Here is a 15,391-nt window from a genome sequence, read left to right as displayed (position 1 = left end):
GCAGCTTCAGTAGTGCTCGACCGCACCTCAGGGGAACGTGACGCGAGCCAGCCACAAGAAACCGCGAAACGTGACGTTGAGCGATACGCAACCACAGCTGTGAATCGCGGAGAGGCGGGCTGCGCATGAGCCGGGTACTGCTGAAGGACGTCCGCCCGTACGGGGAGGGCGAGCCGGTCGACGTGCTCGTCGAGGGCACGACGATCGCCGAGATCGGCGCCGACATCACCGCCGACGCCGACGAGATCGTGCAGGGCGGCGGCGCGGTCGTGCTGCCGGGCTTCGTGGACCTGCACACCCACCTGCGCGAACCGGGCCGCGAGGACGCCGAGACGATCGAGACCGGCTCGATGGCCGCCGCGCTGGGCGGCTACACCGCCGTGTTCGCGATGGCCAACACCGACCCGGTCGCCGACAACGCCGTGATCGTCGAGCACGTGTGGCGCCGAGGCCGCGAGGTCGGCCTGGTCGACGTGCACCCGGTGGGCGCGGTGACCGTCGGCCTGGCGGGGGAGAAGCTCGCCGAGCTGGGCACCATGCGGCACTCGGTCGCCGAGGTGCGGGTCTTCTCCGACGACGGCAAATGCGTGCACGACCCGCTGCTCATGCGCCGCGCGCTGGAGTACACCCGCTCGTTCGGCGGGCTGGTCGCCCAGCACGCCGAGGAGCCGCGGCTGACGGTCGGCGCGCAGGCGCACGAGGGGCCGAACGCGGCCCGGCTGGGCCTGGCGGGCTGGCCCGCTCCGGCGGAGGAGTCCGTCGTGGCGCGCGACTGCCTGCTGGCCGCGCACACCGGCGGGACCCTGCACGTCTGCCACGTCTCCACCGCCGGCACCGCCGAGCTGCTGCGGTTCTTCAAGGGCCGCGAGACCGATGGCACCGTCTCGGCCGAGGTGACCCCGCACCACCTGCTGCTCACCGACGAGCGGCTGCAGACCTACGATCCGGTCAACAAGGTCAACCCGCCGCTGCGCACCGACGACGACGCCCTGGCCCTGCGCCGGGCGCTGGCGGACGGGACCGTGGACTGCGTGGCCACCGACCACGCCCCGCACGCGGCCCAGGACAAGGACTGCGAGTGGTCCGCGGCCAAGCCGGGAATGCTCGGACTGCAGACCGCGCTGGGCATCGTGACTCAGACGATGGTGCGGTCGGGCCTGCTGGACTGGCGCGGTGTCGCGCGGGTGCTCTCCGAGCGTCCCGCCGAGATCGCCGGTCTGACCGGGCAGGGACGGCCGATCGCCGTCGGCGAACCCGCCAACCTCGCGCTGGTCGACCCGGACGCGGAGTGGACGGTGCGCGCCGCCGAGCTGGCCAGCCTGGGACAGAACTCGCCCTTCGAGGGAATGCGGCTGCCCGGTCGGGTCGTCGCGACGCTGCTGCGCGGTTCGGTGACCGCGCACGAAGGCAAGGTGAGGCGCTGATGGAACGCTTGTTGTGGGTGCTCGCGCTCGCCGCGCTGGCGGCGCTGGTGTTCTTCGGGATGCGGCGCGGCTGGTTGGCCCGAGCCCGACGACAGGCGGCCGAGCTGCCTCCCTTCCCGGAGCGGCCGGCCGACCCCGGCGCCGAGACCCTGACCCCCGCCACCGGCATGTACATCGGCACGACCAGCGCCGATGACTGGCAGGACCGCATCGCGGTCGGCGACATCGGGCACCGCGCCAACGGAACCGCGCACCTGCACACCCGCGGCCTGCTGATCGAGCGCGACGGCGCTTCGGCGGTGTGGGTCCCGGCCGAGTCCGTGGTGGACGCCCGGCTGGACCACAAGCTGGCCAACAAGGTCGTGCCCGGTGCCGGTCTGGTGGTGGTGACCTGGCGTCTCGGCGATCAGCTGCTGGACACCGGATTCCGCGGCGACGACAAGCAAGCGCAGACCGAGTGGGTCGAGGCGATCCGATCGCTGCCCGCTCGCACGACTTCGAACGAGTCGGAGGACGGATGAACGACGTTCTCGCCGACGTTCATCCGACCGACCGGGGCGTGGATCATCCCCACGCCGGCACAGGAGGAGAAATGACCGCGTACACACCGGCCGCGTTGGTGCTGGAGGACGGCCGGATCTTCCGCGGGGAGGCTTACGGCAAGGTGGGCCGCACCCTCGGGGAGGTCGTGTTCACCACGGGCATGACCGGCTACCAGGAGACGCTGACCGACCCGTCCTACCACCGGCAGATCGTGGTGCAGACCGCGCCGCAGATCGGCAACACCGGTTGGAACGACGAGGACGACGAGTCGGACAAGATCTGGGTCGCCGGCTACGCCGTGCGCGACCCCGCCCGCCGCCCGTCGAACTGGCGCTCCACCCGCAGCCTGGACGACGAGCTGACCAACCAGGGCGTCGTCGGCATCTCCGGGATCGACACCCGCACCCTGACCCGCCACGTGCGCGAGCTGGGCGCGATGCGCGGTGGCATCTTCTCGGGCCCCGAGCTGGTCTCGGACGAGCAGATGGTCGCCGCGGTGAAGGACTCCTCGGAGATGGTGGGCGCGTCCCTGGCGGGCGACGTCACCACCGGCAAGTCCTACGTGATCCCGGCCAACGGCCAGAAGCGGTTCACGGTGGCAGCCTTGGACATGGGGATCAAGGCGAACACGCCGCGGATGATGGCCCAGCGGGGCATCGAGATCCACGTGATGCCGCTGGCGTCCACGATGGACGAGATCCTGGAGATCGCGCCGGACGGGCTGTTCCTGTCCAACGGTCCCGGTGACCCGGCGACCACCGACGCGCAGGTCGAGCTGACCCGCCAGGCCCTGGACCGGAAGCTGCCGCTGTTCGGCATCTGCTTCGGCAACCAGGTCCTCGGTCGTGCGCTGGGCCGCGGCACCTACAAGCTGCAGTACGGCCACCGCGGCATCAACATCCCGGTCATCGACCAGGAGACCGGCAGGGTCGCGATCACCGCGCAGAACCACGGTTTCGCCGTGGAAGGCGAGCCGGGCGAGGAGTTCGACACCGACTTCGGCCGCGCGATCGTGTCCCACCACTGCGCCAACGACGGTGCCGTCGAAGGTCTGCGGCTGCTGAACGGCCCGGCCTTCTCCGTCCAGTACCACCCCGAGGCGGCCGCGGGTCCCCACGACGCCGCGCCGCTGTTCGACAAGTTCGTTGATCTGATGAGCGAGGCTCGGTAATGCCAAAGCGTACTGACATCAAGCACGTTCTGGTGATCGGTTCCGGGCCGATCGTCATCGGCCAGGCGTGCGAGTTCGACTACTCCGGCACCCAGGCGTGCCGGGTGCTGCGGGAGGAGGGCATCCGCGTCTCGCTGGTGAACTCCAACCCGGCGACGATCATGACCGACCCGGAGTTCGCCGACGCCACCTACATCGAGCCGATCACGCCCGAGTTCGTCGAGAAGGTCATCGACGCCGAGCGCCCGGACGCGATCCTGGCGACCCTGGGCGGGCAGACGGCGCTGAACACGGCGATCGCGCTGCACGAGCGCGGCGTGCTCGACAAGTACGGCGTGGAGCTCATCGGCGCGGACGTGGACGCGATCCAGCGCGGCGAGGACCGGCAGATGTTCAAGGACATCGTGCGCTCGGTCGGCGGCGAGGTGCCCTCGTCGAAGGTCTGCAAGTCGATGGACGACGTGCGCTCGTTCGTCGCCGAGTCCGGTCTGCCGGTGGTCATCCGGCCCAGCTTCACCATGGGTGGTCTGGGTTCGGGCATGGCGCACACCGAGGAGGACCTGGAGCGGATGGCCTCCTTCGGCCTGTCCGAGTCCCCGGTGCACGAGGTGCTCATCGAGGAGAGCGTGCTCGGCTGGAAGGAGTACGAGCTGGAGCTGATGCGCGACCACGCCGACAACGTGGTGGTCATCTGCTCCATCGAGAACGTCGACCCGATGGGCGTGCACACCGGTGACTCGGTGACGGTGGCGCCGTCGATGACGCTGACCGACCGCGAGTTCCAGCACATGCGCAACGTCGGCATCGACGTGCTGCGCGAGGTCGGCGTGGACACCGGCGGTTGCAACATCCAGTTCGCCATCCACCCGACCACCGGCCGCATGGTCGTCATCGAGATGAACCCGCGCGTGTCGCGGTCCTCGGCGCTGGCGTCGAAGGCGACGGGCTTCCCGATCGCCAAGATCGCCGCGAAGCTCGCCGTCGGGTACACCCTCGACGAGATCCAGAACGACATCACCGGTGAGACCCCGGCGTCGTTCGAGCCCACGCTGGACTACGTGGTCGTGAAGGTGCCGCGGTTCGCCTTCGAGAAGTTCCCGGGCGCGGACCAGGAGCTGACCACGACCATGAAGAGCGTCGGCGAGGCGATGGCCGTGGGCCGCAGCTTCTCCGAGGCGATGGGCAAGGCCCTGCGCTCGATGGAGACCAAGTCCGTCGGCTTCTGGACCAAGCCCGATCCCGCCGGAGAAGACGGACAGCCCGCCACGCTTCAATCCACTCTGGAGGAGATGCGCACCGCGCACGACGGCCGGATCTACACCGTCGAGCGCGCGCTGCGCTTCGGCGCCACCGTCGAGCAGGTGCACGAGGCCTCGGGCATCGACCCGTGGTTCGTCGACCAGATCTCGGCGTGGGTGGAGCTGCGCCGCGAGCTCGTCGACGCCCCGGTGCTGGACGCCTCGCTGCTGCGCGTCGCCAAGCGCGCGGGCCTGTCGGACCGCCAGATCGCCGCGCTGCGCCCGGAACTGGCCGGTGAGGACGGCGTTCGCGCGCTGCGCCACCGGCTGGGCGTGCGTCCGGTGTACAAGACGGTCGACACCTGCGCCGCCGAGTTCGCCGCGAAGACGCCGTACCACTACTCGGCCTACGAGTCCGACCCGGCGGCCGAGTCGGAGGTCGGCGAGCAGCGCGAGAAGCCGAAGGTGATCATCCTCGGCTCGGGCCCGAACCGCATCGGCCAGGGCATCGAGTTCGACTACTCGTGCGTGCACGCGGCCATGGCGCTGCGCGAGGCCGGGTACGAGACGGTGATGGTCAACTGCAACCCGGAGACGGTCTCCACCGACTACGACACCTCGGACCGGTTGTACTTCGAGCCGCTGACCTTCGAGGACGTCCTGGAGGTCGTGCACTCCGAGCAGCGGTCGGGCACGGTCGCGGGCGTGATCGTGCAGCTGGGCGGCCAGACCCCGCTGGGCCTGGCGCAGCGCCTCGCGGACGCGGGCGTGCCGATCGTGGGCACCCCGCCGGAGGCGATCCACCTGGCCGAGGAGCGCGGCGCGTTCGGCGACGTGCTGGTCGCGGCCGGTCTGCCTGCCCCGCAGTACGGCACCGCGACGTCCTTCGAGGGCGCCAAGCGGATCGCCGACGACATCGGCTACCCGGTGCTGGTGCGCCCGTCCTACGTGCTCGGCGGCCGGGGCATGGAGATCGTCTACGACGAGGCGTCGCTGGCCAACTACATCGCCCGCGCCACCGAGGTGACCCCGGAGCACCCGGTGCTGGTGGACAAGTTCCTCGACGACGCGATCGAGATCGACGTCGACGCGCTGTGCGACGGCAACGAGATCTACCTCGGCGGCGTGATGGAGCACATCGAGGAGGCCGGCATCCACTCCGGCGACTCGGCGTGCGCGCTGCCGCCGATCACGTTGGGGCGCCAGGACATCGAGATGGTCCGCCGCTCCACGGAGGCCATCGCCCGCGGTGTGGGCGTGCACGGTCTGCTCAACGTGCAGTACGCGCTCAAGGACGACGTGCTCTACGTGCTGGAGGCCAACCCGCGCGCGTCGCGGACGGTTCCGTTCGTCTCGAAGGCCACGGCCGCTCCGCTGGCCAAGGCCGCCGCGCGAATCATGCTGGGCGCCAAGATCTCCGAGCTGCGCTCCGAGGGCATGCTGCCCGACGAGGGCGACGGCGCGGACCTGCCGGTCGAGGCTCCGGTGGCGGTCAAGGAAGCGGTCCTGCCGTTCCACCGCTTCCGGACCCGCGAGGGCGTCGGGGTGGACTCGCTGCTCGGACCGGAGATGAAGTCGACCGGCGAGGTCATGGGCATCGACACCTCGTTCGGCCAGGCGTTCGCCAAGTCGCAGGCCGGTGCCTACGGCTCGCTGCCGACGTCGGGCAAGGTGTTCGTCTCGGTGGCCAACCGGGACAAGCGCTCGCTGGTGTTCCCGGTCAAGCGGCTGGCCGACCTCGGGTTCGAGGTCCTGGCGACGGAGGGCACCGCCGAGGTGTTGCGGCGCAACGGCATCACCTCCACCGTGGTCGCCAAGCACACCGAGTCGGTCGAGGGGCAGCGCGACGTCGTCGACCTGATCAAGGCGGGCGAGGTCGACATGATCATCAACACCCCGTACGGCAACCCGGGTCCGCGGGTCGACGGCTACGAGATCCGCACGGCCGCGGTGTCCCGCGACGTCCCGTGCATCACGACGGTGCAGGGCGCTGCCGCGGCGGTGCAGGGCATCGAGGCCGCGATCGGCGGCAACATCGGCGTCCGCCCGCTGCAGGCCCTGCAGGCCGCGCTGCGGCAGGGGCGGTGAGCGGCGATGCCTGATGCTCCGCTGCGCGCCGGCTTCGGCGCCCGGCTCGCCGATGCGGTGAGCCGGCGCGGGCCGCTGTGCGTGGGCATCGACCCGCACCCGTCGCTGCTGCACGCCTGGCAGCTGGGGGAGAGCCCCCATGCCCTGGAGCGGTTCGCGATGACCGTGGTGGAGGCGCTGGCCGACCGGGTGGCGCTGCTCAAGCCGCAGTCGGCGTTCTTCGAGACCTACGGGTCGGCGGGCGTCGCGGTGCTGGAGAAGGTGATCGCGGAGTCGCAGCAGGCCGGCGCGCTGGTGCTGCTGGACGTCAAGCGCGGTGACATCGGCTCGACGATGACGGCCTACGCGATGGCCTACCTCGACGAGCGCGCCCCGCTGGCGGTCGACGCGATCACGGTCTCGCCGTACCTCGGCTACGGCTCGCTGGCCCCGGCCATCGGCCTGGCCGAGCAGAACGGCAGGGGCGTGTTCGTGCTGGCCCGCACCTCCAACCCCGAGGGCGTGGGCCTGCAGCAGTCGGTCCACGGCAGCGGCGACACCGTCGGCCAGTACATCGTGGACTCCGCGGCGGAGACCAACCTGGGCAAGGAGCCGATGGGGCACGTGGGCGTGGTGGCAGGCGCCACCATCCCCGCGGGAGAACTGGACTTCTCCGACCTCAACGGCCCCATCCTCGCCCCGGGCCTCGGCGCCCAGGGCGCCACGGTCCGGGACCTCAAGGCCGTCTTCGGCCGGGCTCTCCCGCACGTCCTCCCGACCACGTCGAGAGACGTCCTCCGCCACGGCCCGGAGGTGAAGTCCCTGCGAGAGACCCACACCCGCCTCGCGGACGAGATCACCCGCCAGCTCAACGACTGAGCCGACCACAACACCCGTCCCCGGCACGACACATTCGCGCCGGGGACGGGTGTTCTCGCGTCGAATTCCCGATGCGGTCGAACCCCGACGAGCCGACCGAACGACGCCTTCACCGAACCCCCACCACTCCACCGACACCTCGGATACCGTCGCCGCAGCGAAGTCGATCAGGGGAGGATCGGATGGCCGGCGCGGCCGAGCGCATCCAGGAGATGCTGCGCAACTTCGAGGAGCAGGCGGTGAAGGCCGGCCGGCTCCAGTCCGCGGTCCAGGACATGCGGGGAACCGCCACCAGCGATGACCGCTCCATCACGGTCTCCGTGGCGCCATCAGGTGCCGTCCTCGACCTCGCCGGCGAGAACTTGGCCTTCATCATCGGTTGCCCGCAGAAGTCCGGTTGGTTCGGTGCGATCGTCGGAAACGAAAGCCACGCCCCACACGGGGCCGGGGATGACCGGGGCCAGCCGCCGTGGCCGCAGGTGAATCCGCAGGTAGCAGCGGGTGATTACCTCGCGGACGAATGGGTGCACGACCCCGCTGTGTTCGGTTGGGCGCACGCTGGCGACTCGCAGCAGTCTGCTCCGCAGAGCGTCGCGGCCTTGAACAGCGGCGGGCATCTCGCCTGGCTGGTGTGCAGCGACCAGCGACTCGCCGTGGTCGTCGAAGCGGATGCGCTCTCGGAGGCGGAGAGCTCTGGCGAACGTCCAGGTCTTCTTGGAGGGTGGTTGGGCAAGGGCAAGGCCAACAGCGGCGAGGTCGAACCGGTCGAAACCTGGTGGCAGCTGCCGGGCAACGGCATCGCCGAGTTCAGCGCAGCCGCTCTGGGCCGAGGATTCGAGCCCATCGAGTTCTTCCGGATCAACTTCACCGACCGTTCCACGCTCGAGTTCCGGCTCAAGGACGCGGCGGAGCTGGTGGAGATCGCCGGACAGCGCATCTGACGTTGTCGTGGCGCTCCGCCAACCGAGGTGATCTTCCTCGACGTCGCAGCGCGGGTGCGGCCGGGCCGTTCGAATTTCGCGCGAAATGTGAATGAACTGGTCCGTTCGGATGATCGCTGCTGGGCGCTGTTCGGCGGGTGCTCCGAACCTCCCCGTCGTGGCCGGAATCGCCTGAGCAGCGGGGATTCTTCCGGTGATCACCGGTGTCCGGCCGGCTCGTTGGAGGGGTGCAAGCTGGTGATCGCGGAGTGATCTTCACCCGTTAGGGTCGCTGTGTTGAGGGGTTCGGAGGGTTGGCTCGATGACCGACGATGCTCCGCTGCTGGGCGCGCGGTACCGGTTGGGGTCTCGTCTCGGCGGCGGTGGGATGGCCGACGTGCACCGGGCGATGGACACCCGCCTGCAGCGGTTGGTCGCGGCCAAGGTCTTCCGCTCGGCGACCGATGAGCTGGGGCGCAAGCGCTTCGCGGAGGAGGCGCGGATCCTGGCGGGGCTGAGCCACCCGGGCCTGGTGACCGTGCACGACTTCAGCGCCGACGAGGACGAGCTGTACCTGATCATGGAGTTGATCGAGGGCGGCACGTTGGCCGACGTCACCGAGTCCGGGCCGATGCGCCCCGAGGACGTCGCCGACATCGGGGGCAAGCTCGCCGACGTGCTGGCCTACGTGCACGGCAACGACGTCGTGCACCGCGACGTCAAACCGACCAACGTCCTCATCGGCAACGACGGCCGCGCCTACCTGGCCGACTTCGGGGTGTCGCGACTGGCCGACGCGGCGGGTCGGCTGACCGACTCGCGCATGGTCGTCGGCACCACCACCTACATGGCTCCGGAGCAGGTTTCCGGTGGAGACGTGGGGTTTCCAGCTGACGTGTACGCGCTGGGCCTGGTGCTGCTGGAGTGCGTGACGGGCCGCGTGGAGTACCCGGGCGGGCCGGACGCCGCGGTGGCGCGGCTGGTCCGGCCGCCGCAGATCCCGTTCGGCATCCCGGCCCGGCTGCGACGCGGTCTGCTGGCGATGCTCGCCTCCGACCCGGCGCGCCGCATCACCGCCGAGCAGGCCGGTGACCTGCTCAACGGCCGCACCACCGAGGTCATCGCCCCGGTCCCGCCGCCGCTCCCGGTCCCGCCTCCGCGCATCCCGCAGCAGCGGGCGCACCGCCCGCCGACGCAGTCGATGCCTCTCCAGCCGCAACCCTCGCGCCCATCGGTCGCACCCATCGCGGCCGGACTGCTGGCGGTGGTGGCCCTGGCCGCGCTTCTCGTCGCCTTCTGGCCCGGCAGATCCGAAACGCCTGGGTTGCCACCGGTTTCCGGAAGTCCCGGTGTGGAGCGCTTGCCCGTGGACCTGGCGAACCTGGAGAGGCTGGTGCGCGGATGAACCGGTTGCTGCCCGTTCTGCTCCTGGTCGTGTTCGTGCTGGTCGGCTGCGGTGACGACCCGCAGGTGCGGACGCGGTTGAGCGCCCGCGTCGCCCAGGTGAAGGCCGCGGCCCTGGCGCAGAACCGCCTCGACACCGAGACCGCGCTGGCCGCACTGCACCGCGAGATCGCCGAGGCGGTCGCCGACGGTGAGCTGGACGCCGACAGCGCCGGATCCATCATGACCGCCGCCGACCGGGTCGCCGAGGACGTGCGCACGATCCCGGCACCCGGTTCGGGCCCGGTCACCGTGACGGTGAACCCGTCCGAACCCCGCAGCGAGGACAAGAAGTCACGAAGCGGCGACGGCTGACCACCCTCCACCCCAACCCGCAATCCCCGGATTACTCCGGTTTTCCGGCACCCGATTACGGCGGTAATCAGGGTGCCGGCGGAATACCGCAGGTTTCAGGTCCCGGATTACCGCGGTTTTCCGGGTACCCGATCACGGCGGCCGGATCCCGGCGGTAGTCCGGCCTTCGGGGGCGGTGCGGCGGGCCGGGTCACCAGCGCAACGCCCACGGGGTCACGTCCGCCAGCGGATCAGCGGGAAGTCGTGCCGGGCGGACGTATTCGACCCGCACCACCGGCCCCGGCGCGGGCAGCATCTGACGGTGGACGAAGGCGGGCAGCAGCGTCGCCGGATCGACGAAGTAGGTCAGGTCCGCGCCGGCCCCGGTGTTGTCGGCGGGCTGGAACGGGTACGTCCTCGGGTCCACCCCCGCGTCGTGCAGCGCGAACAGCAGGTGCTGCATGTCCCACGCCGTGCCGTCGTGCTCGGTGGGTCGCGCCCGCACCGGAACCCGCAGGTAGCGCTTGCCGCCGACGTCGACCGGTGTCGGGGCCATCGGGGTGAGGAACCGGTGCTCGCCGCGCAGCGACTCCACCACCGCGTCGGCCTGCGCGTCCGACAGACCCCCGGGGATGATCCCGTCGCCGAGCAGCGGACGCGTGCTGACCTGGCACAACGAGCTCGATTCCGGTTCGTCCCACGTCTTGCGGGAGGGCAGGTAGCCGTGGCGGACGCCGTCGACGCACCTGGTGCGCACGACGCTCTCACCGCGCCAGTGCTCGATGGTGGTCCCGACGTGGTGCCCCGACCGGTGGTCGAAGATCTCGTCGCTGACCAGCACCATCCGCCGCGCCGCGGCGGCCTCGGGCGTGTTGAAGCGTTCGCGGCGGGTGTGCACGACGGGCTGGGTGGCTTGCCGCCGGTAGACCTCCCAGAACAGGTCCTCGGGCCGCTCCGGCGCGTCGGTCGCGCACCCCGCCAGCAGCGCCCACAGCATCAGGCAGGTCATCAGTCGCACAGCGCTTCCACCACGTCGCGGGCCTCGGCGCGGAACGCCTGGTCGAGGAAGTAGAGCTTGTCGGCGACGTCGGTGAGCTGGCTGCGCGCGACCACGACCTCCACGCCCTCCTGGGCGATGGAGATCTCGTCCCGCACCAGCAGCGTCACCACGACCTCGCCGCGACGCTCGCAAGCCGGAATTCGCCAACTGGCGCACATGTTCTCGTCCCTCCACAGTGGAAACAGTGACGGGATCGAATGTCCGCGCGTGACGGTCGGGCACGCAACATCACGTTCCGGGGACCCCGGCGACGTGACCTCGGGGCAAGCCCGGGGCGGCGCGATCAGCGGGAACGCTGGGGCGCGATCGGTGATCGGCAAGAGGAGACGGCGAACTTGCCGAAGAATTGTCGCGGAATGCGAGAGGGAGAGAACACTTCCCCTCTTCCCGCTCTCATTTTACAGCGGGGAGGGGGATTTGCGGCAAGGCCCCAGGTGTGCCGCACAATGCTCGGCCTGGGCCGAGACCAGCGAAAACGCGGTGCCCGGCTGGGGGAATCGATCAATTGCGAGGAACACGTGTCCCAGCACGACCAAGAACTGACGTCCGAACGCGCCTACGTCGCGGGGCTCTACGAACAGCTCGACGCCGAACGCGCGCGCGTCGAGACCCGCTACAGGGACGCGCTGCGGGGGACCGGCGCGTCCGCGATGGAACGCGACGTGGAGGTCCGGGCGCAGGCCAGGGAGCTCAAGCGGCTCGGCGTGGCCGACCAGGGCCTGTGCTTCGGGCGGCTCGACGCCGTCGACGGTGAGCGCCGCTACATCGGCAGGATCGGGTTGTTCGACTCCGACGACGACTACCGGCCGCTGCTGCTGGACTGGCGTGCCCCGGCGGCACGCCCGTTCTACACCGCCACCGCGGCGACCCCGGAGAACATGCGCCGGCGACGCCAGTTCCACACCCGAGTCCGCCAGATCACCGACTTCACCGACGAGGTCCTCGGGCGCCCGGACGGGGAGTCCGGCGGTGACGCGGCGCTTCTGGCCGCGGTCAACGCTCCGCGCGGGGAGGGGATGCGCGACATCGTCGCCACCATCCAGGCAGGGCAGGACCGCATCATCCGGCTCGACCACGCGGGTGTGCTGGTCATCGAGGGCGGTCCGGGAACCGGCAAGACCGTCGTGGCGCTGCACCGCGTCGCCTACCTGCTCTACACGCAGCGCGAGCGGATGGAGCGCAGCGGCGTGCTGGTCGTCGGGCCGAACCCGGCGTTCCTCACCCACATCGGTCGCGTCCTGCCGTCGCTGGGGGAGTCCGACGTCGTGTTCGCCACCACCGGAGACCTGGTGCCCGGCCTGCACGTCACGGCCGAGGACGCGCCGGAGGTCGCGCAGCTCAAGGGCTCGCTGGAGATCCTCGACGTGCTCAACGCGGCCGTCGCCGACCGCCGGCGGTTGCCGGAGCAGCCGCTGCACATCGAGCTGGAGGACGTGACGGTCCGCATCGACGCCCCGACCGCCGAGTGGGCGCGCCAGGAGGCCCGCGACAGCGGCCTCCCGCACAACGAGGCCCGCGCGGTGTTCACCGACATCGTCACCTACGTGCTCACCGAACGCGCCATCGGACGCATCGGAAAAGGCTGGTTGACCAGGGACAACAAGGAGGTGTGGGAGAACCTGCGGGCCGACCTGCTCGCCGAGCTGGGCGAGCACCCGGCCTTCACCGAGGCCCTCGACGAGCTGTGGCCGATCCTCACCCCGCAGCGGCTCCTGGCCGACCTGTACTCGTCGCCGGAGCGGTTGCGGGCGGTCGGCGCGGAGCCCCTGCACCGGGCTGATGGCCAGGCGTGGACGGTCTCCGACGTTCCGCTGCTCGACGAGCTCGTCGACCTGCTGGGCGTCGCGAAGACCTCCGACCCGGTGGCCTCGGAACGAGCCGCCGAGGCCGAATACGCCGCCGGAGTCCTGGAGATCATGCAGACCGAGCGGCACGACATGATGGACGACGAAGACCACCTGCTCGCCCAGGACCTGCTGCACGCGGAAGACCTGGCGGAGCGATTCGTCGAGCACGGCACCCGCGATCTCGCCGAACGCGCCGCCGCCGACCGGGACTGGACCTACCGGCACGTCGTGGTCGACGAGGCGCAAGAACTGTCCGAAATGGACTGGCGAGTCCTGATGCGCCGATGCCCGAGCCGCTCGTTCACGGTCGTAGGGGACCTGGCGCAACGCCGCTCAGCGGCGGGCGCCGTGGCGTGGGGTGCGATGCTGGACCGCTACGTCCCCGGCCGCTGGGCGTACCGCGAGCTGACGGTCAACTACCGCACCCCGGCGGAGATCATGCAGGTCGCTGCGTCTCTGCTGGCGGACTTCGCTCCCGACGTGTTGCCCCCGGAATCGGTCCGCTCCTGCGGAGTCGCGCCCTGGCACCGCCAGGTCGCGGAGTCCGAGAGGGCCGCAGCCGTGGACGAGTTCACCCGGGACGAAGCGCAACGCGAGGGGACCAGCGTCGTCATCGGCCCTCCGGACGTCCCGGGCGCGGTGTCCCCGGCGGACACCAAGGGGCTCGAGTTCGACGCGGTCCTGGTGGTCGAACCCGCCCGGATCCTCGCCGAAAGCCCGCGAGGCGGCGCCGAGCTCTACGTGGCCCTCACCCGAGCGACCCAACGCCTGGGGATCCTGCACCAAGACCCCCTCCCCGCGGCCCTCTCCGGACTCACCGACCCCGCCCAAGTCGCGTGACCGGATTTCAGTGGAACTCGGGACCCGGGTTTCCACTGGAACCGGGTTCCCGATGTCCACTGAAATCCGGAACCACGAGGTGGGTCAGTCCGTGATGCGTTCGCGGAGGAGCTCGACGCCGGGGCCTTCGAGGTCGGGGAGGGCGACGGCGCGGCCGGTGACGGCCAGCGTGAGGGCCTCCGACGGACCGTGGATCTCGCTGCCTTCGCCCCAGGCCCAGTCCTGGTCGGTGGCGATGAGCCGGAGGCCGTTGAGGCGGCTGGCGGGCAGGAAGGCGCGGGCGCCCGGCTTCGAGACGAGGAAGTCCATCGCTGCTCGCCACGAGCTCGGTGGCGGGTTGACGTCGAGACCGAGCGGCCGGGCGGCGTCGCGCAGGTGGATGCACGTGTCGGTCATCGGACCGAAGGGCCCGACGAACGGCACGTTCAACTGCCGACCCGCCAGCCGGCGGATGCCGGCCACGAGCTCGTCCGTGGGGCGCTCGGCCCATTCGCGGGTCTGCTCGTCGAGGTACCGGTCGAGGTCACCGCGGTAGCGAATGACGGTGCGCAGCACGCGAAACCAGCTGAACCGGGTTTCGAGCGGAGCGAGCAGGTGCGCCGCCACCTCCCGCACGGTCCATCCCGAGCACAGGCTCGGCGTCGCCCACTGCTCCGGTGTCAACGATGCGAACATGTCGGCCGCCAGCCGACGATTCTCTTCCGAGATCCGGAAGAGCTCTTCGAAATCCGTCTTCACCCGCCGACCGTACGACACCCGACCGACACCAAGCCCCCTCTGCCCCAACTCTCCTCGCTCCGGGACGAACCCCGCATTCCTCGCCCCACACCCCTCACGCCCGGTACCGGCACCCGGATTACCGCCGTATTCCGGGTCATCCGAGACGGGACCCGGGGGCGGGGCCGAGTCAGTTCGGGTTCTCCGGGGTGAGGCGTAGCAGGAGGTCTGTCAGCTCGTGGGGCGTGGTGATCATGCAGTCGTGGCCGGTGGGGAGTTCCCAGACGACTTCGGGGTTTCCGTTGGGCTGCACGGCCGGGACGGGGCGTCGGGCGAATCCTTCGGGGGCGTCGGTGCAGTGGATGTGGACGCGGGGGATCCTTCGCACCGCCGGGTTGTCCAGGCGAACGGGTTCGCGGAGCGCTCCGACGGGCTGGTCGGACAGCATCGTCCGCAACCAGGCCAGGTCGGCGGGGTCGATGACGCCGAACAGGCCTTCCGGGGTTTCGGGCGGTGGTGGGACGCGGAATCCGCTGTCGGAGTCGAGCGCCCGCTCGACGGCCTTGCGCGCCTGCGGCATGACGTCGGCCGCGGTTTCGCCGTCGACGGGGACCATCGCGTCGAGGTAGACCAGCTGCGCGATCCTGTCGGGGATCTGGTTGGCGGCGTCGGAGATGACGAGCCCGGCGTAGCTGTGCCCGACGAGGACGACGTCGCGCAGGTCCTCGGCGAGGATCAACCGGACGATGTCGGCGGAGTGGGTGTGCAGCCCCACGTCCGGGCTCAGCAGGTGGGTGGTGTCGCCGTATCCGGTCAGGGTCGGGGTGAGCACCCGGTGGCCGCGGAGCAGCGGAACCACCCGGTCCCACGCCCGACCGCAGTGCCAGGCGCCGTGCACCAGCAGAAACGTGGACATCCATGCACTCCTTCGTCGATGTGCCGACCACG

General features: G+C 70.5%; 13 protein-coding genes. 9 read left to right on the top strand and 4 right to left on the bottom strand.

Annotation, left to right across the window (positions count from 1 at the left end; translation table 11 throughout):
- The first annotated feature begins 125 nt into the window (after positions 1-125).
- The 8 genes from E1202_RS20605 to E1202_RS20570 all read left to right on the top strand — a co-directional run bounded on the left by E1202_RS20605 (position 126) and on the right by E1202_RS20570 (position 10,000).
- On the top strand, positions 126-1,424 hold the full coding sequence (locus E1202_RS20605; protein WP_132684788.1) for a dihydroorotase: 1,299 nt from the start codon (positions 126-128) through the stop codon (positions 1,422-1,424).
- Entirely contained in the window at positions 1,424-1,945 is a 522-nt protein-coding gene (locus tag E1202_RS20600; protein ID WP_132684787.1) for a PH-like domain-containing protein, read from the top strand. Before E1202_RS20605 ends, E1202_RS20600 begins: the two co-directional genes overlap by 1 nt.
- A 71-nt stretch (positions 1,946-2,016) precedes the next feature.
- Positions 2,017-3,138 (top strand): glutamine-hydrolyzing carbamoyl-phosphate synthase small subunit, encoded by a 1,122-nt coding sequence (carA, locus tag E1202_RS20595; RefSeq protein ID WP_132677579.1) that lies wholly within the window; start codon positions 2,017-2,019, stop codon positions 3,136-3,138.
- Positions 3,138-6,464: a carbamoyl-phosphate synthase large subunit gene (gene carB, locus E1202_RS20590; RefSeq protein ID WP_132684786.1), complete on the top strand. Its 3,327-nt coding sequence runs from the start codon at positions 3,138-3,140 to the stop codon at positions 6,462-6,464. The genes carA and carB overlap by 1 nt, the downstream gene beginning before the upstream one ends.
- Before the next feature lie 6 nt (positions 6,465-6,470).
- Positions 6,471-7,322 carry an orotidine-5'-phosphate decarboxylase gene (pyrF, locus tag E1202_RS20585; protein WP_132684785.1) on the top strand — a complete coding sequence of 284 codons (852 nt, stop codon included), beginning with the start codon at positions 6,471-6,473 and terminating at the stop codon, positions 7,320-7,322.
- Between the two features lie 182 nt (positions 7,323-7,504).
- On the top strand, positions 7,505-8,263 hold the full coding sequence (locus E1202_RS20580; RefSeq protein WP_132684784.1) for a hypothetical protein: 759 nt from the start codon (positions 7,505-7,507) through the stop codon (positions 8,261-8,263).
- Positions 8,264-8,564: 301 nt separating this feature from the next.
- The gene (locus tag E1202_RS20575) at positions 8,565-9,647 is read left to right on the top strand and encodes a serine/threonine-protein kinase (RefSeq protein ID WP_132684783.1); all 1,083 of its coding nucleotides are present in this window, start codon (positions 8,565-8,567) and stop codon (positions 9,645-9,647) included.
- Positions 9,644-10,000 carry a hypothetical protein gene (locus E1202_RS20570; protein ID WP_132684782.1) on the top strand — a complete coding sequence of 119 codons (357 nt, stop codon included), beginning with the start codon at positions 9,644-9,646 and terminating at the stop codon, positions 9,998-10,000. The genes E1202_RS20575 and E1202_RS20570 overlap by 4 nt, the downstream gene beginning before the upstream one ends.
- A gap of 190 nt (positions 10,001-10,190) precedes the next feature.
- On the opposite strand, the gene E1202_RS20565 is transcribed toward E1202_RS20570, so the two are convergent.
- Both E1202_RS20565 and E1202_RS20560 read right to left on the bottom strand, forming a co-directional pair.
- Complete coding sequence (locus tag E1202_RS20565) at positions 10,191-10,997, bottom strand: hypothetical protein (protein ID WP_132684781.1); 807 nt, start codon at positions 10,995-10,997, stop codon at positions 10,191-10,193.
- The gene (locus tag E1202_RS20560; RefSeq protein WP_132684780.1) at positions 10,988-11,197 is read right to left on the bottom strand and encodes a hypothetical protein; all 210 of its coding nucleotides are present in this window, start codon (positions 11,195-11,197) and stop codon (positions 10,988-10,990) included. The genes E1202_RS20565 and E1202_RS20560 overlap by 10 nt, the downstream gene beginning before the upstream one ends.
- Positions 11,198-11,557: 360 nt before the next feature.
- Between E1202_RS20560 and helR the strand changes: the two genes are divergently transcribed.
- Positions 11,558-13,726, top strand: a complete 2,169-nt coding sequence (gene helR, locus E1202_RS20555) for an RNA polymerase recycling motor ATPase HelR (protein ID WP_235878728.1) — start codon at positions 11,558-11,560, stop codon at positions 13,724-13,726.
- An 84-nt stretch (positions 13,727-13,810) separates the two neighbouring features.
- Here the strand turns inward: helR and E1202_RS20550 are convergent, their stop codons facing one another.
- On the bottom strand, positions 13,811-14,464 hold the full coding sequence (locus E1202_RS20550; RefSeq protein ID WP_132684779.1) for a maleylpyruvate isomerase family mycothiol-dependent enzyme: 654 nt from the start codon (positions 14,462-14,464) through the stop codon (positions 13,811-13,813).
- 169 nt (positions 14,465-14,633) lie between these two features.
- Positions 14,634-15,359, bottom strand: a complete 726-nt coding sequence (locus E1202_RS20545) for an alpha/beta fold hydrolase (protein ID WP_132684778.1) — start codon at positions 15,357-15,359, stop codon at positions 14,634-14,636.
- Positions 15,360-15,391 lie beyond the last annotated feature (32 nt).

It is taken from the genome of Saccharopolyspora karakumensis, from assembly GCF_004349225.1.
Taxonomy (GTDB): Bacteria; Actinomycetota; Actinomycetes; order Mycobacteriales; family Pseudonocardiaceae; genus Saccharopolyspora; species Saccharopolyspora endophytica.
The sequence above is the reverse complement of the archived record's forward strand: the minus strand, read 5'-3'. Positions and strand labels throughout refer to the sequence as shown.

Coding starts and splice junctions, on each gene's coding strand:
- E1202_RS20580 (WP_132684784.1), top strand. CDS start 7,505: ATGGCCGGCGCGGCCGAGCGCATCCAGGAGATGCTGCGCAACTTCGAG.
- E1202_RS20600 (WP_132684787.1), top strand. CDS start 1,424: ATGGAACGCTTGTTGTGGGTGCTCGCGCTCGCCGCGCTGGCGGCGCTG.
- E1202_RS20570 (WP_132684782.1), top strand. CDS start 9,644: ATGAACCGGTTGCTGCCCGTTCTGCTCCTGGTCGTGTTCGTGCTGGTC.
- carB (WP_132684786.1), top strand. CDS start 3,138: ATGCCAAAGCGTACTGACATCAAGCACGTTCTGGTGATCGGTTCCGGG.
- E1202_RS20545 (WP_132684778.1), bottom strand. CDS start 15,359: ATGTCCACGTTTCTGCTGGTGCACGGCGCCTGGCACTGCGGTCGGGCG.
- E1202_RS20560 (WP_132684780.1), bottom strand. CDS start 11,197: ATGTGCGCCAGTTGGCGAATTCCGGCTTGCGAGCGTCGCGGCGAGGTC.
- pyrF (WP_132684785.1), top strand. CDS start 6,471: ATGCCTGATGCTCCGCTGCGCGCCGGCTTCGGCGCCCGGCTCGCCGAT.
- E1202_RS20605 (WP_132684788.1), top strand. CDS start 126: ATGAGCCGGGTACTGCTGAAGGACGTCCGCCCGTACGGGGAGGGCGAG.
- E1202_RS20575 (WP_132684783.1), top strand. CDS start 8,565: ATGACCGACGATGCTCCGCTGCTGGGCGCGCGGTACCGGTTGGGGTCT.
- carA (WP_132677579.1), top strand. CDS start 2,017: ATGACCGCGTACACACCGGCCGCGTTGGTGCTGGAGGACGGCCGGATC.